The organism is Bacillus cereus group sp. Bce019, from assembly GCF_051781745.1.
GTDB classification, from domain to species: domain Bacteria; phylum Bacillota; class Bacilli; order Bacillales; family Bacillaceae_G; genus Bacillus_A; species Bacillus_A cereus.
In genome coordinates this window covers 23,399-48,446 of record NZ_JBPWJX010000012.1, presented here as the reverse complement: position 1 = coordinate 48,446, position 25,048 = coordinate 23,399, and the positions used below count along the sequence as shown (strand labels likewise).

Below are 25,048 nucleotides of genomic sequence, written 5' to 3'. Positions count from 1 at the left end.
GGTAGTTATTAATAAGGTTAGATAAAATAGGAGATGAATATTTTATTATATACGTAACGACTATTTAGTTTTATCAGATTTAGAATTTTCATTACCTGAATTCGAACCTTTATTTATTCCAGAAGCGAGTAAATTATTGAGAACGCTAAGGTCTAATTGCATAGGGATTGAGTTTTCGGATGTAGTTTTCTCATTTTCTTTTTTGGTAGTTAATATAGTCTTTATCTTTTTTATTTCTTTATATTGCTTTAAGGTAATGAAAAATCCAGAAATAATTAAGAGAAAAGAAACAGTAGCAAGTAAAAGTATTATTTCCAACATAAAATAGCCTCCTTTAAATCTATAATAATACTATAGTTGAATGTAATAAGACAAAATTCGAGCTAATGAGTTCACTTTTTAAATATATGCAAATCTTTAGTAAAAGTTACTGATTTCTAGGTTAAAGGAAGCAATTATAGAAACGTTATAAATATAAATAAATTAAAGTTTCATTTGTAGTGTAAAGGTATGTATTATATAAGCTAAACGTCATTTTATAACAAGTTAAATAGGGTGTAATTTTATATAAAAAGAGCATTTAATTGGACAAATAATTAATTATGTGAAATAATAATAACAGATAAGGATACGCTGCTTTTCCTTAAGTGCTTCGAATTAATTTTATTCAATAAGAGAAGGTGTGCTTAAAGAAGTTAAATTAAATAAGGAGCTGTTTTATTATATGCAACAAAATAATGATTTAAATTTTGAACCGCAAGACGTTAATATTGTCAATCCTAAACAAGCTAGGAAAGCAGTAATTGCTACTGGTATAGGGAACGCAATGGAGTGGTTTGACTTCGGATTATACGCGTATTTAGCGGTAATTTTAAGTCAATTATTCTTCTCAGGTGTTGATAATAGTGGATTGCAACTTGTACTTACATTCGGTACATTTGCAGCAGCCTTTCTCGTTCGACCAATCGGAGGTGTATTCTTTGGTAGAATAGGAGATAAGTACGGCCGAAAAATCGTGTTAAGTACTACTATTATTTTAATGGCACTTTCTACATTATTCATCGCATTACTACCAACCTATGAACAAATTGGTGTATGGGCACCAATACTACTTTTAGTTGCCCGAATGATTCAAGGCTTCTCTACAGGCGGCGAATATTCAGGTGCAATGGTTTATATCGCAGAATCTTCTCCAGATAAAAAGCGTGGTATACTCGGTAGTGGTCTTGAAATTGGAACACTCTCAGGTTACATTGCTGCATCGGTAATTGTTACCATTTTGACGTTATTGTTAACAGATGAGCAAATGCTCAGCTGGGGATGGCGTATTCCGTTCTTAATAGCTGCACCAATTGGTTTGGTCGGTTTATACTTACGCCGTCATCTAGATGAATCTCCAATCTTTGAAGAGATGGAAAAAGCACAAGAGGAATCTGAAGACAATGAACAATTTTCATTCATGGATATTATTAAATATCACAAAAAAGACTTCTTATTAAGCACAGTAATTGTCGCCTTCTTTAATATTACAAATTATATGATTCTTTCGTATATTCCTTCTTATCTAACTCAAGTACTTAAAGTCGAAGAAACAACAGGCTTATTAATTATTTCTATTACGATGGCACTTATGATTCCACTAGCACTATATTTCGGTAAATTAAGTGATAAAATTGGTAATAAACGCGTTGTGCAAATTGGTTTACTTGGTTTAACTGTATTTGCAATTCCAGCATTTTTACTAATAGGTAACGGACATATTGCAGCTATATTTGCAGGTATTTTCGTACTAGGTTTCTTCTTAAGTGTATATGAAGGAACATTACCTTCATTATTACCATCACTCTTTTTCACTGATGTACGTTATCGAGCACTTTCGATCTCATTTAATATTTCTGTATCGATATTCGGTGGAACAACACCGCTCGTATGTTCATACTTAGTTCATGCAACTGGTAACCCGCTCGCACCGGCATTTTATTTAGCAGGTGTAAGTATTATTGGATTAGTTGTATTTAGTGTACTATTCGTTACAACTTCAGGGCGTGCGCTAAAAGGTTCATATCCTACAGTAGAAACGAAAAAAGAAGCACACCAAATCGCTAAAGAAGACCCTGAAGAAACACTTTGGTGGCATGAAGAGTCATTAGAAATTGAAGCAGGGAAGAATGCTTCCATTTAAAAAGCAACGTAGAAGTACAAAAAGACTCCTATGAATATAGGAGTCTTTTTGTTACGTTATTTCTTTCGTTTCTTCAAACTTTTTTGATATGCATAAAGCTTATGACTCTCTTCCTTAAATTCATGTAGAAGTACAGTGTTTGCACCATTTGAATAACGCACAGTATTATAAGCATCTATAATAATATCACTTTGAATATTTACATCTTCTTCATCGTTTATTCTTTCTAGCCAAGTTTCAACAGTTTCTCCCCGTTTTCTATTTAAAGGAGAGGTTAACTTACTCTCTAGTTTAAAAATTTCCTTCCGAATTTCGTTATGCGGCGGTTTATTTCGTTTAAAACGATTTTGGCTCATTCCTTCTTTATCAATAATGATAGTAGATTCGAAGACGTGCATATTTGGTAAACTTAAATGTTTTCGTTTTTTTACTATTTTCCAAACGACGTAAATAGCGATAGCTGTACAGACTATTATTGTAGCGCTATTTATGAGTATTGGATCAAAATCAGGAATTTTTTTTCCGTCTTCAATTTTTGGTTTTAAGAGATGTCCTTTATTTGCCCAAACATCTTCAGTATCTTTTAATTCCGCTGCTTTAATTAATGGCATTAAAGCATAGCCAACGCCTAATGCGACTACTTCCGTTATAAAACCAAAAATAAGTCGAATGAAAGGAAATACTTGAACAATTAATATACTTATTAAGCCAATCGTAATGATAGAAGCAAAACGTAATAGTTGTTGTTTCCGATTTGCCCCGGTTAACCAAAATGTAATCATAAGATGCAAGGCTAACATTAATAGTTTCCACAGCGGTGGAAAGGGTGCATAAAATATAGCTGAAACGACAAACCATACAATACCACCTAAAGATTTTTGAACTGGATATCCAGGTCCGACCGCATGTACGATAAAGAAAAATAGTGGTAATATGATTGTGCCAAAAAGAGAAAAAGGTAAAAATAAAGAGAAAAGAACGATTTGAAGAACTAAAAGTATTACAAATCCTGTAGTTTTTTTCTGCATAAATTTATGAATAAGAAATACTCCAATATAGCCTGTTGTTAAAAATATCGCAATACTAATTAGTTCATCTCTTTCTGTTAATAATGAAAGCAGGAGGAGCAGAATGAAATCATGAATGTGATATAGCCAAGTTTTCAACTGGTTCCACCATCCCTTCACTAGTAATGAGAAACGTTGGCTGCGAGAGAAGAAGGAGTTCATTTCTTTGTAAACCAATGTATATCATTGTAGACGATCGTTCTCTCTTTCTCGTTACATAATGAAGAAATCCTTGTTTTGGAAGTAATGTACTATCATCTGAAATACGGGCTAATTCTTCTAAAGCTTTTGCATATTGCGTTTGTCCTTCATTTAACGGTACATGCAATGCACCGCCTTCTGCTAATACACTAATAAATATTTCAAACGGTATGTGTTGCTTCGTTGCATATTGGCAAATGTATGTTGCGAATGAAATTAAATCTTCAACATTATCTTTCCAACCAAATCCACGATCGGCAGCTAAAGAAAGACAAATCGTCCAACTATAATTTTTTACAGGTTCATATTGCTTCGCTTGTAATTCTTGTATTTTAGCAGATGCCTTCCAATGAATAGAGCGGAAAGACTCACGCTCATATCGCTTTACACCGATAATAGATGTTTCATCATTGTAAAAAGAAAAATTCGTTCGATAAAATCCATTCAAAAGTTGCTGAAGTTCTTGCAAACCTGCTACTTCTTTAGGAGAAGGATACACAATAATTTCAGTCCTTAATTTATCAAAAACAGGTAAATGTACAGTTAATAGATGAAATGGATCTTTTAATACACATTCAAACCGTTCAATTTGAAACACACCACGCTTCGTTGCGGTTAATGTTAAACCCCATTTTTGTGCCGAATGTGCAGGTTGTGAAAATGGGAAAGAGAATAATGTTTTTGATATTTGTTCAATGCCTTGCTCTTTATGCGGTATAAGGGACGAATTTAAATGAAAATAACAAACACCATTAACGAGCGGTATGCTGGCTCCATTTTTTAAATGAATAAAAAACTGTCCAGATTCCTCAGGAAAAAGCCGTGTAGTTTGTTTCTCATTTATGATTTGAAACTTCTTCTCTATGAAAGCGACATATTTATAAATAAAAATCGCAAATAAATAATAGAAGAAAAAGAGAAACATAAGCATTCGTTGCGGGAAAAAGAATGTGAAAAGTAACGCGATTGGAACAGTTAGTTGAATAATATGGAGTTGAAAAAATAAAGGTACAGTTACAACGCGTTGCCTATTCATGCTTGCTCAATCTCCACAGGTACGTCAACTTCTTTTAAAATACTTTTCATAATATCATTTTTTGTCGTACGCAGGGCACCTTCCATTGATAAGACGATACGGTGATTCCAAACAGAAGGAACTAACAATTGTATATCTTCTGGTGTGCAATATTCTCTCCCGTGTAAAAAGGCTAAAGCTTGAACAGCACGTACTAAAGCTAATGTGGCACGTGGGCTTACACCGTTAGCGATATAATCATGATTTCTTGTAGCGTGAGCAAGTTTAATAATGTAATGTTCTAACGGTTCCGAAACAAATATTTCTTTTACTCGTTTTTGAGCTTCTAAAATATCTTCTAATGAGATGACAGATGTGACACTTTCTAATGGTAAATCGTTCCGAAAACGTCGCATCATTTGTAACTCATCTTTAGGAGTTGGATGACCGATTGAAATCGTCATTAAAAAGCGATCAAGCTGTGCATCTGGAAGAGGGAAAGTCCCTTGTGATTCAATTGGGTTTTGCGTCGCAATAACAAAGAACGGTTTCGGAAGAGGAGTTGACTGCTTCTCCAGCGTCACTTGTCGTTCTTCCATCGCTTCTAACAAACTCGACTGCGTTCTCGGCATTGCACGGTTAATTTCATCTGCTAGCAAAATGTTTGTCATAACTGGTCCAATTCTTAATTCGAATTCGCTTGTTTTTGGGTTGAAGTATTCAATACCTGTTACATCACTTGGAAGTACATCAGGGGTAAATTGAACGCGAGAAAAACTACCACCAATACTTTTTGAAATGGTTTTCGCCAGTAACGTTTTCCCAGTACCAGGCACGTCTTCGAGTAGTACATGTCCATCAGCAAGAAGTGAAACGAGCAGTAGATCAATAACATTTTCTTTACCAACAAACACAGATCCGATGTTTTCTTTCAATTTATTTATCATATGTACCATTCCTTTCATTATAAAAGAGCTAATATTTCTATATTTTAACAAATTATTCAGAAAATTGGTATGATTTTTTAATTCAAAGAAATGGATATTTAATTATTAAATTACTCTTGCATATTTTGGAATATAATTATACAATATCGATATACGATGTATCGTGAGTCGATATATCATATATCGATGTATCGGAGGTAGTTATAATGAATGCGAAGGCGCAAAAATATATTCCGTTAACTGAGGCGACATATTACATATTATTGTCACTCGTGAAGCCGTTGCATGGCTACGGAATTATGCAAATGGTAGAAGAGATGACAAATGGGGAAGTAAAGCTCGGCCCTGGTACTTTATATGGAAATACGACGAAATTACTAAAAGAGAAGTTAATTGTTGAAGTTGCCTCTACAGACAGAAAGAAGTGCTATGAGTTAACGCCGTTTGGGAGAGAAGTGTTAGAGCTCGAGTATAACAGATTGCAGAGATCTGTAAGGAATGGAAATGGTATATTAGGGGAGTGAATGAGAGATGGAGACAAAGAAGATATTCAAACCTTTCGCAGTATGGAGCTTAGAAAAAGAAGAAGGGTATTTACGTAAAATGCATCAACAAGGCTGGGCGTTACAAAAGTATAACGTAATGTATACGTTTAAGAAAACTGAGCCGAAAGATGTAGTATATAAAGCAGACTTTAGATTAGAGTATAAAGATTCGACAGAAAAACAAAAAGAATATATCCAAATATATGAAATGTGTGGCTGGAAACATGTAACGAGTTTTGCGAAGTGGAATTACTTTTGTAAAGAAGTAGAAGAGGCAAATGAGTTACCTGATATATATTCAGAGAAGGAAACGAGGATACAAAAACTTACTGAGTTGTTACAGTTTTTTGTAATTATGTTTGTAACAATAATGCCAGCGCTTTACTTATGTTTTCTTGGACCATCAGAATCTAGAATTCCTTATATATTTAAAGGCATGATAGGATTTATAGGTTGTATGTATTTGTATATATTTATTAATGTATATTGGAAGATTAAAAAGTTAAAAAATGAAATATTGTAACAAAGATTGGGTTTATTAAAGAAGATGGTTGTATATTGAATGGAAATCATCTTCTTTAATTTCTATATATCCTTGTTTTGTTGGGTATTTTTTATATAATAAAACATTGTATATTTAAGGTATAGAACTAACAGTTACAAAGATGATTACCAGTAACAATATCTAAAAAAATCATAAATGAAGAAGTAATTAATAATAACGAACTAGCAATGAATATCACTTTATTAGATTTTTGTTTTTTATAAAGGAAATAAAGTAAAAGACCACAAATAGTAGAAAGTATCCATATAGCTAAACCGTAAGAAGTTGAGATTTTCTTCCAATCGGAAATCCAAAAGTAAAAGAGGATTATGTGACAAGTTAATAGTAGAAATGTTGATGGAAGCATTATCTTTTTATTTAAAATCATTTGTTTCACCTCCCTTATGTAAATATTACTAAAATGGTGTGGATTTTAACATATAATAAGGAAGAAATACATTTTTAATTAATGTATTAAACGAAAAAATCCCTTATAGAAAAATCTATTTCTACAAGGGATAATCATGTTTTTATTAGAAAGACTGATTTTGCGCAGGTTTAATAAATTGTTCAGGGTTTTCAACAAGTCCGCATACAGCACATTGGACACGGTATGTAGGTCCTTGATAGCCCATATGAAAAGCATTCATCGTTTCATTTGTGTATTCTTCTTCCACTTGACCAGTTTGTGGATTTATTTTGACTGGTTTTACTTGTTGCTCAAGAATATTAAAGCGAGTACGGTTCGTTTTACAACTTGGACATAGCATTGGTTCCATATGTATACACCTCCATTTGTATCATTTCTTAAAATCTTTAATTTTATGCAAGCAAAAAACTTTCTCAATATAAATAGGTGTTTAATGTATTTAAAATTCAGAAAAAATAAAATATAATAAAAGTACGAACTGGTTATGTCCAAACCAAATCTCCTGTTTTATGCCAATAAGCTGGGGGGCCGAGAAATCGGCCTCATTTTTTTTGCTCATTACTACAAGGAACAAGGTTTTATGAGACTTTTGTCGAAATTTTAGGGATAGATACAAAGGGGGATGTAAAATGAATTTGAAAATGAAGTACATCATTTTATATGTAGAAAAGTTTGAGGAATGTTTAAAGTTCTATAAAGATATTTTACAGTTACCTATAAAAGCAGAGCACGGCACATATATTGAATTTAATACTGGAACTACCATTTTAGCGATGAATACGCGGCAAGATGTGAAAGAATTAACAGGACTACCGCTTACAGAAGGTGAATTACAGTCTTCTCATTTCGAGTTAGGATTCGTTCTTGAGAATGTACAAGAAACGATTGAGCAATTTAGAGAGCAAGGTATTAAAATTTTAGTGGAGCCAATTGTAAAACCGTGGGGACAAACAATTGCCTACATTGCTGATCCAGATGGAAATTATATTGAAATTTGCAGTTCATTAGAATAGAGGGAGAAAGAGTGATGGGATTTCCGAAACTAGAAACAGAACGTTTATTCTTAAGAGAACTTACACTATTAGATGCAGAAACGATGTTCCAATATTTTTCGAAAGAATCAGTTATACGTTATTTCGGAATGGATTCTTTCCAAAATATTGAGCAAGCGAAAACAACGATTCAAACGTTCAAAAATCGTTATGAAGAGGGCAGTGTATTTCGCTGGGGAGTCGAGAAAAAAGGGACGGGCCAATTAATCGGAACGTGCGGATTTCATTTAATTAATAATCATCATAAACGAGCTGAAATTGGTTATGAATTAGATGATACATATTGGGGACAAGGATATGCATTGGAAGCATTACAAGCAATTTTAGCTTACGGATTTGAAATACTGCAACTAATAAGAATCGCAGCGATTGTATATGTAGAAAATAATGCTTCTCAAAAGTTATTAATAAAAGCAGGGTTTCAAGAAGAAGGATTCCTTCGAAAACATATGATTCAAAATGGAGTTGCTCATGATACCATTTTATATTCTTTATTAAAAGAAGAGTGGAAGAAGTAATGAGTACAAACGAACTTATAACGATTATGAAGAAGCATAGGGAAAATAGATTCATTTTAGGTATAGATGGTTTAAGTCGATCTGGAAAAACAACATTCGTAGCCAATTTAAAAGAAAATATGAAACAAGAAGGCATTCCGTTTCGTATTTTCCATATTGATGATCATATAGTGGAGCGTAATAAACGATATCATACTGGATATGAAGAATGGTATGAGTATTATTATTTACAATGGGACATTGAATGGCTAAGGCGGAAATTTTTTCAAAAGCTACAACATGAAACAAAATTGAAATTACCTTTCTTTCATGAAGAAACAGATATATGTGAAATGGAAAAAGTACAGATTCCTATTGTAGGCGTAATTGTTATTGAAGGAGTTTTTCTACAGCGAAAAGAATGGAGAGATTTTTTTCATTATATGGTCTATTTGGACTGTCCAAGAGAGACAAGGTTTCTACGTGAGAGTGAAAAAACGCAGAAAAACCTTTCAAAGTTTGAAAATAGGTATTGGAAAGCAGAGGATTATTACTTAAAAACGGAATTGCCGAGGGATAGGGCGGATTTAGTCATTGAATGATTTGAAAATAGAAGGTGAATAGAATGAATATTTTATGGGATTTTGATGGGACGTTATTTGATACGTATCCTGCATATACAATGATGCTTTCTGAAATATTAGGTGATTCAGTAGAAAAACAAGAAATATACAAAAACTTAAAAATATCATACTCTCATGCAATTCAGTATTATAATATTTCATGTGAGCAGGAAGAAAAGATTAAAGTTTTGAAGGGGAAATTCACGCCAAAAGATATGAAACCTTTTGCAGGTGTCGAAGAGGTTTTGAAATTTGCAGATAAAAATGTGATTATGACCCATAAACATAGGGCAGGGGTTATGGACATTTTTAAATATTACGGCTGGGAAAAGTACTTTGTAGATATGGTTACAATTGACGATGGCTTTCCACGAAAGCCCAACTCTTTAGCTTATAATCATTTACATAAAAAACATAATATTGATTTAGCTATTGGAGATAGAGAATTAGATTTAATACCCGCAAAAGAATTAGGTATTTCAACATGTATGTTTCAAGGTAATTGTGATGTAGCGGATTATTCTTTATTACAATACTCGGAGTTTTTTAAGGTAGTGATTGATAGAGAGTTTTCTTTATAAAAAAAGTTATTAATAAAGACTGTATCTTTCATTTTAAAGGTACAGTCTTTATTTTTTAGAGCTATTATATACCAATTGCCGTGGATTAAAGAATGATTGTATATCTTTAGTAAAGAAATAGTCAGGTTAGTTGTTAGATAGAAATAGACAGATAAAGTGATAGTGTCCGTTTTATCTGCTTTTTATCATAACTAAATTATGGTTATTCATGCTAATATAAACTCATAGCTATATAGAAGGGGTGGGATTAGTATGAAAACAGAAATAGTTCCTAAAAAGAAGTACAGTATAATAAGCTATATATCTTTACTCATCGGCATTTTGTGTTTTCTATTCGTTTTTATAACGCCAACAAGGATAGCGAATGCAGGTAATATAGTTGGAGATTATATTACAATTGCCCTGACAGGTGTAGGGATCATGCTTTCAATAATCACAATGACGAAAAAAACAGAGAAGAAGGGGATTGCTATCCTTTCATTAATACTGTCCTCATCATTTTTTATATTTTGGATCATAGCGATTATCCTATTGTTTACTGGTCAAATTAGTTTTGCGCCGTAATGTGTAATAAAAAGAGTCCTTCTCGTATGAAGGACTCTTTTTACTCGGTATCTTCAGGTTGATATTCTAAAATATCCCCCGGTTGGCATTCTAATGCTTTACATATTGCTTCTAAAGTTGAAAAACGGACTGCTTTTGCTTTTCCATTTTTCAAGATAGAAAGGTTAGCCATTGTAATTCCAACCTTCTCCGAAAGTTCTGTTACACTCATTTTTCTTTTTGCTAACATTACATCAATATTAATAATAATTGCCATATTATTCACCTCAGACCGTTAAATCATTTTCTGATTTTATATCTATAGCATCTTTTAATAGTCTTTGGAGAACGGCAGCAAAGACCGCGATTACCATTGAAGCAAAAATCATAATCATTCCGATAATAATAATGCCAGGGGCATCATCTCTCTCTGCCACGAGATAGAAAAGTGGCATACCTAATACATATAATACACTAATTGCCAATGCGCTGTACTTAATATTTTTTAAAGCTTGAACAGATAACTCTGAGAATGCGTTGTTTTTATCAATATAGTTTAAAAGCTTAAATGTTTGGTACAGTGCGAAGTAATAAGGTATTGCTGTTGCATATAAATTGATAAATACAAGATATTTAATATATGAAATATCTGGATATAATTCTGCGGCGAAATTTCCTATTTTAGGGACTAAAAAAATGCACATAGCAAGAACGGGGATTCCAATCAGAATCACAACGGTCTTTAAAAAGAGTGTGGATCCTTGTTTCATAAAAAGCACCTCATTTATTTAATATCTTATTAATTTAACACGAAATTTATTGTTTAACAATAAATTTTTATTTCTTTTGATCGAGGATTTATTGTTAAACAAGTAATTAATGAAAAGGATGTTAAATCTTTTTTATAAGATAGATGATGCATACCGATATTTAATAAAGGAAAGAAAGGGAAAGTAACTATTGTTAGCTTTATGAGAATTGGGAACTAATAAAACATATGTAGGTTTTGGTATGGAAAAGGAAATAGTGTGTATTTAAATGAATGCAAAGTTTATGGAGGAACAATCATGTTGAATTATGGTGTGAAGATGAAAAAGTTGCTACTAGTGGCAGCTATAATAGTAAGCGTATTAAGTACGGAAAGTATGATGAATTATCATGCGGCCAAAGCTAAGGTGAAAAAAGTAGAACATCAGCCTAAAAATATAATTATGATGGTTATGGACGGAACGAGTTCAACGGCGACAACATTGGCTCGCTGGTATAAAGGGGCACCGCTTACGTTAGATCAAATTGTAACAGGAGGAGTTCGTACGTTTTCGGCGGAATCAGCTAGTACAGACTCAGCGCCAGCAGCAACAGCATTAGCAACTGGAAATAAATCAAATTCAGGATATGTAGGTGTATTACCTTCTATTGTAAGTTCGCCTAGCTTAGAGCCAATAAAAGAAGAGGACAAGTTACGGCCGGTCGCAAACGTATTAGAAGGTGCAAAACGTACTGGTCGTGCAACTGGAATTGTTGCTACATCTGAAATTCAGCATGCTACTCCGGCGGGATTCTCGGCTCACCATGTCAATCGCAAGCAATTTGACGTAATTGCGAAGCAGCAAGTATATCAAAATATAGATGTCGTATTAGGCGGGGGAAAAGCAGCGCTGCTACCTATGCAAAGTAATGGAATCCGAAAAGATGGTGAAAATTTAGTGAAGGTGATTCAAGACAAAGGATACGATTTCGTTGAAACGAAAGATGCGTTATTGAACTCCAAATCTAATAAAATTTGGGGCTCTTTCTCACATCATGCTCTTGCGTTTGATATGGATCGTATAGCAACAAACCCAGAACAACCAACACTTTCTCAAATGACAGAAAAAGCAATTCAAACATTATCAAAAGATAAAGATGGCTTCTTTTTATTCATAGAAGGTAGTAAGCCTGATTGGGCAGCCCATGCTAATGATCCAATTGGGATGATTAGTGATGTATTGGCATTTGATGAAGCGGTAGCAAAGGCGTTACAATTTGCAAAGAAAGATGGGGATACGATGCTCATAGCTTTAACTGATCATGGTAACAGCGGTATCTCTATAGGGAATAGAAATACGACAAAAGGATACAATACTACACCGGTTTCTGCATACATTGATTCATTGAAAAAGGCGAAAATGACACTTGAAGGAACTATAAATAAACTGAAATCTGATTTATCAAATGTAGAAGATGTAGCTAAACTATACGGTTTGGATAATCTAACTCATGATGAAAAAGAAAAATTAAAAGCGGCAAAAAAGAAAATGGATGTAGGACGAATTCTTACTACATTATTGGCTAATCGTGCAAATATCGGCTTTACGACAGGAGGACATACAGGTGAGGATGTATTTTTACATTCTTATGGACCTCAAAAACCAGAAGGCTTAATCCAAAATACAGACATTGCGAAGACGATGGCGAAAGCGATGGGCTTTAACTTAGAAGAAGTAACGAATAAAATATTTTTAGAGAGTGAACAAGCCTTTAAGAAAATCGGTGCAACTGTAACAGCCGACAAAACCGAAGGAGCAAACCCGTTACTCGTAGTAAAACGTAATAAAGTAGAAGCACAATTATTTGGTAACAAAAATATAATTCGTATCAATGGTAAAGGGTATGAATTAGGAAGTATTATTGTAGAGAGTAATGGAAAGTGCTATGTACCAGAAGAAGCAATTCAACTATTTGTAAAGCATTCTCGTTAAAAAATTGCCAACCAGTTAAGCTAACTGGTGGCAATTTTTTGTGTTTATTCTAAATATAAGGGTTCGGATTGTTTTGTAAAGTTTTCCATATGAGACTGGTATCAATGTTAAAGGGAAAGTATAGTTTTTTCTTACATTAAAAAATTTCGTTTTGTAGAATAAGAAGTTATACATATAGTAAAGTCTAATGGGTTATCAATTAATATTTACGAAAAATATATTAATACTTTAGAATTTCTTTAATGTTCATTATTTTTTATTTAAGGTTATCCGTTATATTTATAATGTGTTTATTTCAATTTATTGTATTGAAGCTCAGTTTTATATAATTATAAAGCAATCATCAAAATAAAATCTCCACTAGAGTAAATTTATTATTTTTTTGCGGAAATTATTATGCAGTTAAGAAAACTGTAATTTATTGAATTAGAAATATATTAGAATTTAGTTGAAGAAAGAGAGAGGGAATAAAATGAATATAGTGCACTTACGTCCTAAACAGCGGTCTAAGTATCGCATTATGCTAGGTAAGTGGTATTACTCTACAAAGAGGCACATTCAGTGGTTAGCAGACGGAAAAACATATGCAAAAAGGTTCCAACAAGAAAAGCTACCTTGTACAGCAATTCAGCACCAAACAATATTACTTCGTAAGCTCAAAGATGTAGATATGTGGTATCAACAGAATAAGGTTGTTAATTTGAAAATTGCTGTTAAAAAACTAAATGGTATCGTCATTAGACCGGGAGAAACATTTTCTTACTGGCGTTTAATAGGTAAGCCAACGAGGAAAAAAGGGTATGTAGAAGGTATGGTATTACACTACGGATCTTTTCAATCAGGTATTGGAGGAGGTCTTTGTCAGCTTTCAAATTTAATATATTGGATGACTCTACATACACCACTGACAGTAACCGAACGATATCGTCATAGCTTTGATGTCTTTCCTGATTCTAGGCGAACTCAACCGTTTGGGAGTGGGGCAACTTGTTCCTATAACTATTTGGATTTACAAATTAAAAATGAAACGGATCAACCGTATCAACTTCACCTTTATATGACAGATGAACATTTAGTTGGTGAATGGAGAACAGTCTATCCGCAACTTTATCAATATGAAGTGTATGAGAAAGAACACTCAATTCAACCTGCATACTGGGGCGGTTATATACGACATAATGTGATTCAACGTAAAGTATATAATCTACAGAAACAGTTAATAGAAGATCAATATGTAACAGAGAATCACGCTATAATGATGTACGAACCACTATTAGCTTGTAATAATGAGATTAGTGAGTAATATGGTAACCCATAGATTAAGTAGTATAGAAAATATTTAATTCTTATTTTTACTAAAAAAGTTCACTGTTATTTATAGGTGAGTTTGTTTTTCTATCTTATGTATTTCACCCTGCATAAAAAATATTTCTCAACATTTTATTTGTTGAAAAAGATTGAATATTCGTATTATAACGAATATTATGTTGTTATCGGCAAAAAACGATAATTTGCAGACACTGGGGAGGAAATACATTGAAAAAGAAAAAGAAATTAAAACCATTAGCGGTATTAACAACAGCAGCAGTACTAAGTAGTACGTTTGCTTTTGGAGGTCACGCAGCGCATGCTGAGACACCAACATCATCTCTACCAATAGATGAGCACTTAATACCGGAGGAGCGCTTGGCTGAAGCGCTAAAACAACGGGGGGTAATTGATCAATCTGCATCGCAAGCTGAGACGTCAAAGGCTGTCGAAAAATATGTTGAGAAAAAGAAAGGGGAAAACCCTGGGAAAGAAATTTTAACAGGAGATAGTCTTACGCAAGAAGCTTCTGATTTTATGAAAAAAGTAAAAGATGCAAAAATGAAGGAAAATGAACAGGCGCAGCAGCCTGAAGTAGGCCCAGTAGCTGGACAAGGTGCAGCATTGAACCCTGGGAAATTAAATGGAAAAGTACCTACTACATCAGCGAAGCAAGAAGAATACAATGGAACTGTTCGAAAAGATAAAGTACTTGTTTTACTTGTAGAATTTAGCGATTTTAAGCATAACAATATTGATCAAGAGCCAGGATACATGTATTCTAAAGACTTTAATCGTGAACATTATCAAAAAATGTTATTTGGTGATGAACCATTTACTTTATTTGATGGATCGAAGATTAACACATTTAAGCAATATTATGAAGAACAATCTGGTGGTAGCTACACAGTTGATGGGACTGTAACAGAATGGCTTACTGTTCCAGGAAAAGCATCAGATTATGGTGCTGATGCGGGTACTGGGCATGATAACAAGGGGCCTTTAGGACCAAAAGATTTTGTGAAAGAAGCATTAAAAGCAGCGGTAGCAAAAGGAATCAATTTAGCAGACTATGACCAATTTGATCAATACGATCAAGATGGTGATGGAAATAAAAATGAGCCAGATGGCATTATTGATCATTTAATGGTTGTACATGCTGGCGTTGGTCAAGAAGCTGGCGGCGGTAAATTGAAAGATGATGCGATTTGGTCACATCGTTCAAAACTAGGTTCAAAACCATATGCAATTGATGGCACGAAATCTTCTGTTTCGAACTGGGGCGGAAAGATGGCTGCATATGATTATACAATTGAGCCTGAAGACGGGGCAGTTGGTGTGTTTGCACATGAGTATGGCCATGATTTAGGCTTACCAGATGAATATGATACAAAGTACTCAGGACAAGGTGAACCTGTTGAGTCATGGTCTATTATGAGTGGTGGTAGCTGGGCTGGAAAAATTGCAGGAACAGAGCCAACGAGTTTCTCACCACAAAATAAAGAATTTTTCCAAAAGAATATGAAGGGGAACTGGGCGAATATCCTTGAAGTAGATTATGACAAACTTAGCAAAGGAATCGGTGTTGCGACATATGTAGATCAAAGTACTACAAAATCTAAACGACCTGGAATCGTTCGTGTTAACTTGCCGGACAAAGATATAAAAAATATCGAATCAGCGTTTGGTAAGAAGTTCTATTACAGTACAAAAGGAAATGACATTCATACAACACTTGAGACACCAGTATTTGACTTAACAAATGCAAAGGATGCTAAGTTCGATTATAAGGCATTTTACGAACTTGAAGCGAAGTATGATTTCCTTGACGTATATGCGATTGCAGAAGATGGAACGAAGACACGCATTGATAGAATGGGCGAAAAAGATGTAAAAGGCGGCGCGGATACAACTGATGGTAAGTGGGTTGATAAATCATACGATTTAAGCCAATTCAAAGGAAAAAAAGTAAAACTGCAATTTGAGTACTTAACAGATATTGCAGTAGCTTATAAAGGGTTTGCGTTAGATAATGCAGCATTAACTGTAGATGGAAAAGTTGTTTTCTCTGATGATGCAGAAGGTCAGCCAGCAATGACGTTAAAAGGCTTTACTGTGTCTAACGGATTTGAACAGAAAAAACATAATTACTATGTAGAGTGGAGAAATTACGCTGGCTCTGACACTGCGTTACAACATGCACGTGGCCCAGTATTTAATACAGGAATGGTTGTATGGTATGCGGATCAAAGCTTTACAGATAACTGGGTAGGCGTTCATCCAGGTGAAGGGTTCTTAGGAGTAGTAGATTCTCATCCAGAGGCAATTGTAGGGACATTAAACGGACAACCTACTGTGAAGAGCAGTACGCGTTACCAAATTGCCGATGCGGCATTCTCATTTGATCAAACACCAGCATGGAAAGTAAATTCACCAACTCGCGGTATCTTCGATTATAAAGGATTACCAGGAGTGGCAAAATTTGATGATTCTAAGCAATACATCAACAGCATTATTCCTGATGCAGGACGTAAGTTACCGAAACTAGGACTGAAGTTTGAAGTGGTAGGCCAAGCTGAAGACAAGTCTGCAGGTGCAGTGTGGCTTCATCGATAAAATAAGGTAAAACGAAGAGGAGCTGCGATAAGTCGGTGAAACTGACTTATCGCAGCTTTTTTCTTCTTGTGAAAAAACTTGCTGTTTTTTTATGTACTTATTGGAAAAATTCGAAGTTTCTTTTATAAATAAAATACTCCGCCTGTCCAATTATAGAAGCTATTTTGGGCGTAAGTAATTTGTAAGTAATGAGTAAGAAAAAAGAGATTTTCATAGTATATAATATTTATTATAGCTACTTTTAACACCTGATACTAATAGTGTGCTATAATATGAATTAGCAACAAAAAGGAAAGGAATTAGAATAATGACCTTAGAAAATACTAAAAATTTAAAAAAACAAGTTGCTCCTTTTGAAAAATCAACGATTAAAAAAAGTGTTTGGCAACTGATCAACACAATCATGCCATTTATTATTTTATGGTACCTTGCTTATAAAAGTTTGTCAGTTTCTTATTGGTTAACATTAGTTCCAGCACTGTTAGCCGCTGGATTTATGACAAGAATTTTCATTATTTTTCATGATTGCACCCATTATTCGTTCTTTAAAAGTCGACGTGCAAATAGAATAGTTGGAACGTGTATGGGTGTTTTAACATTATTCCCATTTGATCAGTGGGGGCATGAACATTCTATTCACCACGCTACAAGTGGTAATTTGGATAAGAGGGGTACAGGGGATATTTGGACGCTTACAGTTGATGAATATGTAGCTGCACCATTTAGACATCGTTTAGCATATCGTTTATATCGCAATCCATTCGTTATGTTTGGATTAGGTCCGATTTATGTTTTCTTGCTTAAAAATAGATTTAACCGAAAAGGTGCAAGGCAGAAAGAACGTATGAATACTTATTTGACGAATATTATAATTGTTGCTGTAGTAGCTATACTTTGCTGGGCAATTGGGTGGCAATCGTTTCTGTTAGTACATGGTACTATATTCTTAATAGCAGGTTCAGTAGGGATTTGGCTGTTTTACGTACAGCACACATTTGAGGATTCTTATTTTGAAGAGGATAAAGATTGGGAATATGTGAAAGCGGCAGTGGAAGGAAGTTCTTTTTATAAGCTTCCTAAAATTTTGCAATTCTTAACTGGTAATATTGGATTCCATCATGTTCACCATTTAAGCCCAAGGGTACCTAACTATAAACTAGAAGAGGCACACAATAATACGCTTCCGTTAAAAAATGTACCAACGATTACGCTTGCTACAAGCTTACAATCACTACGTTTCCGTCTTTGGGATGAGAAAAGTAACAATTTTGTTAGCTTTAAAGATGTCAAAAATATAATTAAAAATAATGTTTCTGTTCGAGTGAAATCTGAACTATAATTGCATCGTATATAAAACTCCCCTTAATCATTTTCGATTTAAGGGGAGTTTGTGTTTAAAGAGTAGATGCCAGATAAGAGGAAAATTTACATAATTCAAATTGTAATTGAAGCAGATTAGGAATTGCTCGTACGTAAGTACAAATATAAGATGACAGTAAATGCATTATGTTAACAAATTCATAGTAAAAGGGGGGATCGTACAACATTATATCCAAAAATAAGAAAAGACTTGAACGAAAATTCCATTCATTTTTCTTGGTGTTCCGCATTCCATACACTTAAATAGGACGCATATTCTAATTCATCTGGATTCTCATGTAGCATAGAAATGAATTCTAATTTGTTTCCATCACAATCTAGAAAGTATACACTTGCAGCAGGCATCCACCTTTGGACAATTGGCTCTTGATTTCCTTTTCCTTGACTTCCTATCACTGCTATTCCACGTTCCTCTAACCACGCTTTAGAAGTCATTAAAAACTCTAAATTTACACCAAAAGCAAAATGTCTCGGCTCAAAGTCTTCAATGTTATGTACTTCCCATAGTCCAAGCATTTGTTGTTTATTTTCTCCGACCCAAAAGAAAGCCACTCTTCTTTTGGAGAGTTTTCTTGCTAACGTTAATCCTAGCTTGTTTTGATAGAAATTTATTGCCTTCTCTAAATTTCTTACATGTAAATGAGTTTCGTATATGTTCTGTATTATTATAATCATTCCTTTCTTTATTGGTAACTACCAATTGAATAGTGAATATAATTCTAAAGTTGAAATATGTATAAGCCTAGTAATGTACATCTATATCCGATATACCTATTTACTATTATATTGAAATTGGAATGTGATAAATCCCACTGAGGTAGTAAGTGTTTAAATGAACACTCTACTACTTTTGTAGGAAAGGGGATATATTCATTAAATTCAGATGAAATCATATTAAAATAATGAAAAAAGACCACACATGAAGTGAAACGCCAGGTGTGGTCTTTTATGTATAGTCAAATATTACGAAGTCTCGCTAATTTTAGTTTTACTATGAGTGTTAGTAGAATTTCTTTTCTTAACATTAAAGTGATAGTAAGTGTAGCAAAAGATGATAAATGGGACAGTGCAATAGATTCCAAGTCGTTGTTCTGGGATAAAAATAAGACTGATTAATATAATGCCATACAATCCAAAACCAAGAATTGGTACGAGTGGATAAAGTGGCGTTTTAAATTTTAAGTCTTCTAATTTTCCGCCGTCTGCTACATAATGTTTGCGGAAAAAGAATTGAGAAACACAAATTGACATCCAAACAATAATGGTAATGACTCCGGAAATTGAAATGAGCCACAAGTAAACAGTTTCAGCAGCTACTACACTTGTCAAAAGAGAAAAAGCAGAAATAGCTATTGTCATGATTAAAGCGTTGAGAGGAATCCCACGTGATGATAATTTCTTTAAAAATGCTGGAGCCATTTCGTTTTTTGATAAAGACCAAAGCATTCGAGTAGCAGCGTATAGTCCTGAGTTTGCGACAGAAAGAACAGCAGTAAGAATAACAAAGTTCATAATATCAGCTGCATATGGAATACCGATATTATCAAAAACAGCAACGAATGGACTCTTTGTTAATCCAGCTTCTTCCCAAGGAATTAAAGCAACAAGAACAAAGATTGCTAAGACGAAGAAAAACATTGTGCGCCATATAATATTTCTAATAGAACGAGGTAAAGTTTTTGCTGGATCTTCACTTTCACCTGCTGCGATTCCGACAAGCTCTGTACCTTGGAAGGAATAATTGACTGTAACCATTGTTAATAGAATAGCCGCAAGTCCATTCGGAAATAAACCACCATGATTTACGAAATTTGAAAGAAGTGGAGCTGGTTCATCGCCTTTTAAATCAATAAAACCGAACATAGCGGCGCCACCAAGAATTATAAAAGCTATAATGGCAGATACTTTTATACTTGAAAACCAAAATTCTGTTTCTGCATAACTACGAGCAGATAATGCGTTAATAGTGAAGATGGTAACGCCAAATATTAAACACCAAACCCAAACAGGAATATCAGGAAACCAGCGCTGCATTGTAATACCGGCAGTTGTAAATTCAAGACCGGTCGTATTCGCCCAGCTTAACCAATACAACCATCCGATTGTAAAGCCAGTTGCAGGATTGATGAATTTAGTAGCATATTCCTGAAAAGAACCTGAAACAGGCATGGCTACAGCAAGTTCACCAAGACATAGCATAACGAAATACATTAATAATCCACCAGCAATAAAGGCAAGTACGGATCCACCAGGTCCAGCCTGACTTATAATAAAGCCAGATCCGTTAAATAACCCGGTTCCAATCACACCACCGAGTGCAATCATGAATAAGTGTCTACTTTTCATCGTACGTTTTAATTCATTGTTTGTATTGCTTACTTGCGCCATTGTTTTCCTCACTTTCGTAGTTGATAGAATAACGTTTGATGTTTTTCCGTATTATGGAATGTATTCCGTGATGTGAAATCTTGTTATAATTTTCAGATAATTAAAAAGAAAAGTCAATATTTTTTTGTTTGCGTTTTCAATTCGTTGTTAGTGATATGTTTTTATTGTTAGAAAATTAAATAAATAGATTGATTTCATTTCGAATGTTTGCTAAATTGATAGTTAATTAAGCGTACTAACATATTACGAGTAAAGTTGAGGCGAGTTATGGTACAGTCCATTGATCGAGCGATAAGTATTATTAAATTATTGAATTCTACAAATGAAAAAGAGTATTGGGCTATTTCTGATATAGCTGATGGAACACATCTCCCGGTTAGTACAGTACATAGATTACTTAACTCTCTAATGGAGCATGGGTTAGTTACACAAATTACAGAGACAAAACAGTACAAAATTGGACCAATGTGGATGGAAATAGGGTTGCGTCAATTGGAGAAGGTAGACTATAGATCTGTTGCAAGAGAAGTGATGAAACGTTTGGCTTCTGAAGTGGAAGAAAGTGTCTATTTGAATATTCCAAACGGAACACATTCTATTATTATTGAAAGAATGGATAGCCCTTTAAAAATTCGGGTTATTGATAACTTAGGGGAACAGATTCCTCTTTCGATTGGTGCTGCAAATAAAACGATGCTTGCCAATATGAAACAGAATGAAACGGAATATATTGTTGAGCAACTACTTTCTGCTTTACCAGAACAAAAGCAAATTCTTCTTGATCAAATAAAGCAAATAAGAAACGAAGGATATGCTGTCAGTTATGGTGAAAAAACAGAAGGGACAGCTTCAGTAGCTGCACCTATTATCGGATTTAATCATAAAGTAGTAGGAGCATTAAGTGTTGGGTTAATTAGTCATCGTATTAATGATGATCGACTATCTTTTCTTATTAGCAAGGTAAAACAAGCGGCTCATGAAATATCAATAAAAATCGGCAGTACATCAGAACTATAATTTTGATAGCTGTCGTCATTTTTTATTCATATACTGGAATTAGTTTTCATAATGTGGAAAATAGGGGGATTTATATGTCAAAGTGGCAATCAAAAGAACAATTGGTTCAATTATTAAGCAGTCTTGTTGAAATTCCTAGTATTACCGGTTCAGAAGCTGAAGTAATATTGCCAGACTTTGTTGTGGAACAATTATCTGACTTACAGTATTTCAAACAAAACCCGCACCATTTGCAAAAAAATCCGACAGGGGACGGACGATATTTTGTTACAGCACTAGTAAAGAAAAGCGATAGTACAAAAAATACTGTAATTCTAGTAAGTCACTTTGATGTTGTAGATGTACAAGATTACGGAATGTGGAAAGAAGATGCATTTAATCCTAAAAAGTTAACATCTATGTTTTATTCTCATAAAGATGAACTTCCAGACCATGTACGTGAAGATATAGAACATGGAGAATGGCTGTTTGGTAGAGGAACAATGGATATGAAATGCGGCCTCGCATTACAAATGGCAATGATTGAGCAAGCTTGCGAAGAAAGATTTGATGGGAATGTTCTTTTATTGGCTGTACCAGATGAAGAAGTAAATTCTGTAGGGATGAGGGCCGCTGTTCCGAGACTGTTAGATTTAGCAAGAGAGCATAACTTAGATTATAAAACGGTCTTAAACTCAGAGCCTATGTTTTCAAGACATCCTGGTGACCAAAATAAGTATATTTACACTGGCTCTATTGGTAAAGTGTTACCTGGTTTTCTTTGCTACGGAAAAGAGACACATGTAGGTGAACCTTTTGCAGGGTTAAATGGGAGTTATATGGCTTCATTAATAACAGCAGAATTAGAGTTAAACACAGACCTTTGTGATATTGTAGAAGGGGAAGCGAGTCCTCCGCCAACTAACTTACTTCAAAGGGACTTAAAAGAGGATTATTCTGTACAAATTCCGCATCGTGCAGTTACATTATTTAATTTGTTTTTATTAGAAAAATCAATGACAGATGTAGTTTCATTGTTACGTCAAAAAGTAACGAAAGTAGCAGAGAAAATAGAAGAGTCGTATGAAAAACATGCATATCGTTTTTCTAAATATAATCCATTTATACCACCTAATCTCAAGGTAAATGTATTAACTTATGAAGAGCTTATCACATATGCAATTGAGCAACATGGACGAGAAAAAATAAATCATATTCAATCTAATATTATAAAAAATAGAGGAGATAAAGATGATCGTGCGGTAACGATTGATTTAGTAGATAAATTAGCGATTTTATGTAAAGAAAAGGCACCGATGATTGTACTTTTCTTCGCTCCGCCGTACTATCCAGCTGTGAGTTCACGTAACAATCCTTTAATAAAAGAGGTAGTTGTAGAAATGGAAAAGTATGCACACTACAATCATAAAATTACATTTGAAAACCAAAATTATTTTGGGGGGATTTCAGATTTAAGTTATGTAGGCTTGCAGTATCCACTGGATTCAATTAGTTCGCTTGTAGACAATATGCCATTATGGGATAAAGGTTATTCAATTCCGCTTCAGGAATTAGAAGAGTTTGATGTTCCAGTATTAAATATGGGGCCGGTAGGAAAAGATGCACATCAATGGACAGAACGTCTAGATGTAAACTACGCATTTGAAACGCTATTAGATATGTTACCGAAATGCATTGAAAAATTATTAGTTTCTAATAAAATTACACAATCATAGTAGGGAATAGGTAAGGGATAAAACAGAACCTGTAAAGAAGATTTGAATGAAATTATTTTAATATAATTAAAGCTGAAACGGCCAAACTCAAGTATATATGAGTTTGGCCGTTTATCATGTAGTGAATTTCTAATTAAATTCATATGAATTCATAGCTAACGCGATCTCTTTTACAGTTTTACTTTTTAGTTTGACCAGATAGTTCAACAGATTTTTGCGTACAACGCTGCATAGCTGAAATAATCGCTGTTCTCAGTCCTTTTTCCTCTAATGTTGCTACAGCTTCTATTGTCGTTCCGCCAGGAGAACAAACCATATCTTTCAATTCACCTGGATGTATTCCTGTTTCTAGTACCATTTTTGCAGAGCCTAACACAGCTTGAGCAGCGAATTTATATGCTTGATTTCTTGGCATACCATCTAGTACAGCAGCATCTGCCATCGCTTCTATAATCATATATACATAAGCTGGTGAAGAACCACTTACGGATGTGACAACATCCATTAATTTTTCACTTACGATCTCTGTTTGACCAAAACTATTGAAAATGTTTAGTACATCTTCTAAATCTTTTTCTGTCACCATTTCATTAGGGCATAATGCAGACATTCCCTCTCCAACAAGAGCAGGAGTATTAGGCATTACTCTTACAACCTTTACTTTTTTATTAAAGGCATTTTCAGTACTTTCAATACTTTTCCCAGCAGCGATCGTTACGATGATAGCATCGTTTTTGATTACTTCTTTTATTTCATTAATTATTGACGCGTATAGGTCTGGTTTGATTGATAAAATTAAAATATCAGCATTTTTAGCTACTTCATTGTTGTCGGTAGTTGTAGTTAGTCCATATTTTTCACTAGCATTTTTTAAATTAGCAGTGTTTAAATCTGAACAAATAATTTGATTTGAAGACACTATATTTTTGTTTATCATTCCGCCAATCATAGCCATTCCCATATTTCCGCAACCGATGAATCCAATTTGTTTATCCATAATAACTCAATCTTGCTCCTTTTATAATCAATTATATCGGTTTGATATTATTTTCTTAGAATAAGAATAACATCCCTGTGCAATATAAAGAAACATTCTAAGAGAATATATTCCTTTTTGCAACACTAAAAGATAAAAATTAATTATATTCGACATTATGTAAATATATACACTATAATGAAAGGTTTTATGTTTATGAATATGAGTTAAACTTATATCATTTTGTATTTTCATTCAGTAGGGCGATAATTTCATACAAATAACTTGCGGCTCTATTTATTTTTAAAAATACCTCTTGACACCGAATCGAACTATATCGCATAATATAAAAAAATTAGATTGAAAATCGTTGAAGGGAATTAGTACATATGTCTTCTTGCGAAAGAGAGTGGAATTCACCGGCTGAAAGATTCCTCGTATAGAATATATCGAACCTATCCCTGAGTCTTAAATGAAAGTTTAGGCGTTCGCCTGCGTTATAGGCACCAAGTGGATATCTATGTATATCAATTAAGGTGGTACCGCGGAACAATGACCGTTTCGTCCTTTTTATTTTATTAAGGGCGAAGCGGTCATTTTTATTTTGCTCTTAAATACCTCATTGCAGCATTGATGAGAATAGATATAGTTACAAAGTGAATGAAGTGTAATTTATAAAA

At 33.9% G+C, this 25,048-nt stretch carries 24 protein-coding genes, 1 pseudogene and 1 other annotated feature; of the genes and pseudogenes, 14 read left to right on the top strand and 11 right to left on the bottom strand.

Annotated elements, in window-relative coordinates; genetic code table 11:
- Positions 1-60 precede the first annotated feature (60 nt).
- Positions 61-321 (bottom strand): hypothetical protein, encoded by a 261-nt coding sequence (locus ACS2QP_RS16940; RefSeq protein WP_438882661.1) that lies wholly within the window; start codon positions 319-321, stop codon positions 61-63.
- A gap of 403 nt (positions 322-724) precedes the next feature.
- Between ACS2QP_RS16940 and ACS2QP_RS16935 the strand changes: the two genes are divergently transcribed.
- Complete coding sequence (locus tag ACS2QP_RS16935) at positions 725-2,182, top strand: MFS transporter (protein ID WP_001186926.1); 1,458 nt, start codon at positions 725-727, stop codon at positions 2,180-2,182.
- Between the two features lie 56 nt (positions 2,183-2,238).
- Here ACS2QP_RS16935 and ACS2QP_RS16930 read toward each other — a convergent pair whose 3' ends face one another.
- Genes ACS2QP_RS16930 through ACS2QP_RS16920 form a run of 3 tightly spaced genes read right to left on the bottom strand, consistent with a single transcriptional unit; the run spans position 2,239 to position 5,412 of the window.
- Positions 2,239-3,348, bottom strand: a complete 1,110-nt coding sequence (locus tag ACS2QP_RS16930) for a DUF4018 domain-containing protein (protein WP_438882660.1) — start codon at positions 3,346-3,348, stop codon at positions 2,239-2,241.
- Positions 3,320-4,486, bottom strand: coding sequence for a DUF58 domain-containing protein (locus tag ACS2QP_RS16925; RefSeq protein WP_438882659.1), 1,167 nt, complete (start codon positions 4,484-4,486; stop codon positions 3,320-3,322). The genes ACS2QP_RS16930 and ACS2QP_RS16925 overlap by 29 nt, the downstream gene beginning before the upstream one ends.
- On the bottom strand, positions 4,483-5,412 hold the full coding sequence (locus ACS2QP_RS16920) for an AAA family ATPase (RefSeq protein ID WP_438882658.1): 930 nt from the start codon (positions 5,410-5,412) through the stop codon (positions 4,483-4,485). Before ACS2QP_RS16920 ends, ACS2QP_RS16925 begins: the two co-directional genes overlap by 4 nt.
- Before the next feature lie 206 nt (positions 5,413-5,618).
- Between ACS2QP_RS16920 and ACS2QP_RS16915 the strand changes: the two genes are divergently transcribed.
- Positions 5,619-5,936, top strand: a complete 318-nt coding sequence (locus tag ACS2QP_RS16915) for a PadR family transcriptional regulator (RefSeq protein WP_153582427.1) — start codon at positions 5,619-5,621, stop codon at positions 5,934-5,936.
- 7 nt (positions 5,937-5,943) lie between these two features.
- Positions 5,944-6,480: a DUF2812 domain-containing protein gene (locus ACS2QP_RS16910; protein ID WP_332284349.1), complete on the top strand. Its 537-nt coding sequence runs from the start codon at positions 5,944-5,946 to the stop codon at positions 6,478-6,480.
- Between the two features lie 114 nt (positions 6,481-6,594).
- Here the strand turns inward: ACS2QP_RS16910 and ACS2QP_RS16905 are convergent.
- Together ACS2QP_RS16905 and ACS2QP_RS16900 are read right to left on the bottom strand one after the other, a co-directional pair.
- A pseudogene (locus ACS2QP_RS16905) lies at positions 6,595-6,889 on the bottom strand (hypothetical protein).
- A 145-nt stretch (positions 6,890-7,034) separates the two neighbouring features.
- Complete coding sequence (locus tag ACS2QP_RS16900; RefSeq protein WP_332284350.1) at positions 7,035-7,280, bottom strand: DNA alkylation repair protein; 246 nt, start codon at positions 7,278-7,280, stop codon at positions 7,035-7,037.
- A 280-nt stretch (positions 7,281-7,560) separates the two neighbouring features.
- On the opposite strand from ACS2QP_RS16900, the gene ACS2QP_RS16895 reads away from it, so the two are divergent.
- The 5 genes from ACS2QP_RS16895 (at position 7,561) to ACS2QP_RS16875 (ending at position 10,248) form a co-directional block, all read left to right on the top strand.
- Positions 7,561-7,944, top strand: a complete 384-nt coding sequence (locus ACS2QP_RS16895) for a VOC family protein (RefSeq protein ID WP_332284352.1) — start codon at positions 7,561-7,563, stop codon at positions 7,942-7,944.
- A gap of 14 nt (positions 7,945-7,958) precedes the next feature.
- Positions 7,959-8,501, top strand: a complete 543-nt coding sequence (locus ACS2QP_RS16890; RefSeq protein WP_000506640.1) for a GNAT family N-acetyltransferase — start codon at positions 7,959-7,961, stop codon at positions 8,499-8,501.
- Entirely contained in the window at positions 8,501-9,082 is a 582-nt protein-coding gene (locus ACS2QP_RS16885; RefSeq protein ID WP_000106114.1) for a kinase, read from the top strand. Before ACS2QP_RS16890 ends, ACS2QP_RS16885 begins: the two co-directional genes overlap by 1 nt.
- Positions 9,083-9,105: 23 nt before the next feature.
- The gene (locus ACS2QP_RS16880; protein ID WP_438882657.1) at positions 9,106-9,684 is read left to right on the top strand and encodes an HAD-IA family hydrolase; all 579 of its coding nucleotides are present in this window, start codon (positions 9,106-9,108) and stop codon (positions 9,682-9,684) included.
- A 252-nt stretch (positions 9,685-9,936) separates the two neighbouring features.
- On the top strand, positions 9,937-10,248 hold the full coding sequence (locus ACS2QP_RS16875; protein ID WP_000845548.1) for a hypothetical protein: 312 nt from the start codon (positions 9,937-9,939) through the stop codon (positions 10,246-10,248).
- A 40-nt stretch (positions 10,249-10,288) separates the two neighbouring features.
- Here ACS2QP_RS16875 and ACS2QP_RS16870 read toward each other — a convergent pair whose 3' ends face one another.
- On the bottom strand, positions 10,289-10,504 hold the full coding sequence (locus tag ACS2QP_RS16870) for a helix-turn-helix domain-containing protein (protein ID WP_000974619.1): 216 nt from the start codon (positions 10,502-10,504) through the stop codon (positions 10,289-10,291).
- Between the two features lie 10 nt (positions 10,505-10,514).
- Complete coding sequence (locus ACS2QP_RS16865; protein ID WP_000809125.1) at positions 10,515-10,997, bottom strand: DUF2975 domain-containing protein; 483 nt, start codon at positions 10,995-10,997, stop codon at positions 10,515-10,517.
- A gap of 297 nt (positions 10,998-11,294) precedes the next feature.
- Between ACS2QP_RS16865 and ACS2QP_RS16860 the strand changes: the two genes are divergently transcribed.
- The 4 genes from ACS2QP_RS16860 (at position 11,295) to ACS2QP_RS16845 (ending at position 18,231) form a co-directional block, all read left to right on the top strand.
- Positions 11,295-12,968 carry an alkaline phosphatase gene (locus tag ACS2QP_RS16860; RefSeq protein WP_438882656.1) on the top strand — a complete coding sequence of 558 codons (1,674 nt, stop codon included), beginning with the start codon at positions 11,295-11,297 and terminating at the stop codon, positions 12,966-12,968.
- Between the two features lie 472 nt (positions 12,969-13,440).
- Positions 13,441-14,271 carry a VanW family protein gene (locus tag ACS2QP_RS16855; protein ID WP_001028236.1) on the top strand — a complete coding sequence of 277 codons (831 nt, stop codon included), beginning with the start codon at positions 13,441-13,443 and terminating at the stop codon, positions 14,269-14,271.
- A 233-nt stretch (positions 14,272-14,504) separates the two neighbouring features.
- On the top strand, positions 14,505-16,892 hold the full coding sequence (locus ACS2QP_RS16850; RefSeq protein ID WP_438882655.1) for an immune inhibitor A domain-containing protein: 2,388 nt from the start codon (positions 14,505-14,507) through the stop codon (positions 16,890-16,892).
- 307 nt (positions 16,893-17,199) lie between these two features.
- The gene (locus tag ACS2QP_RS16845; protein ID WP_438882654.1) at positions 17,200-18,231 is read left to right on the top strand and encodes a fatty acid desaturase; all 1,032 of its coding nucleotides are present in this window, start codon (positions 17,200-17,202) and stop codon (positions 18,229-18,231) included.
- A 248-nt stretch (positions 18,232-18,479) separates the two neighbouring features.
- Here the strand turns inward: ACS2QP_RS16845 and ACS2QP_RS16840 are convergent, their stop codons facing one another.
- Together ACS2QP_RS16840 and ACS2QP_RS16835 are read right to left on the bottom strand one after the other, a co-directional pair.
- Complete coding sequence (locus ACS2QP_RS16840) at positions 18,480-18,938, bottom strand: VOC family protein (RefSeq protein ID WP_025687456.1); 459 nt, start codon at positions 18,936-18,938, stop codon at positions 18,480-18,482.
- A 297-nt stretch (positions 18,939-19,235) separates the two neighbouring features.
- Complete coding sequence (locus ACS2QP_RS16835; RefSeq protein WP_438882653.1) at positions 19,236-20,660, bottom strand: amino acid permease; 1,425 nt, start codon at positions 20,658-20,660, stop codon at positions 19,236-19,238.
- 267 nt (positions 20,661-20,927) lie between these two features.
- Here ACS2QP_RS16835 and ACS2QP_RS16830 point away from each other — a divergent pair, with 267 nt between their 5' ends.
- Entirely contained in the window at positions 20,928-21,677 is a 750-nt protein-coding gene (locus ACS2QP_RS16830; protein WP_119683580.1) for an IclR family transcriptional regulator, read from the top strand.
- A 74-nt stretch (positions 21,678-21,751) separates the two neighbouring features.
- On the top strand, positions 21,752-23,392 hold the full coding sequence (locus ACS2QP_RS16825; protein WP_438882652.1) for a M20/M25/M40 family metallo-hydrolase: 1,641 nt from the start codon (positions 21,752-21,754) through the stop codon (positions 23,390-23,392).
- A 178-nt stretch (positions 23,393-23,570) separates the two neighbouring features.
- Here ACS2QP_RS16825 and proC read toward each other — a convergent pair whose 3' ends face one another.
- Positions 23,571-24,389, bottom strand: coding sequence for a pyrroline-5-carboxylate reductase (gene proC / locus ACS2QP_RS16820; RefSeq protein WP_000360725.1), 819 nt, complete (start codon positions 24,387-24,389; stop codon positions 23,571-23,573).
- Between the two features lie 340 nt (positions 24,390-24,729).
- Positions 24,730-24,940 (top strand) — a binding site (T-box leader).
- Positions 24,941-25,048: the final 108 nt, after the last annotated feature.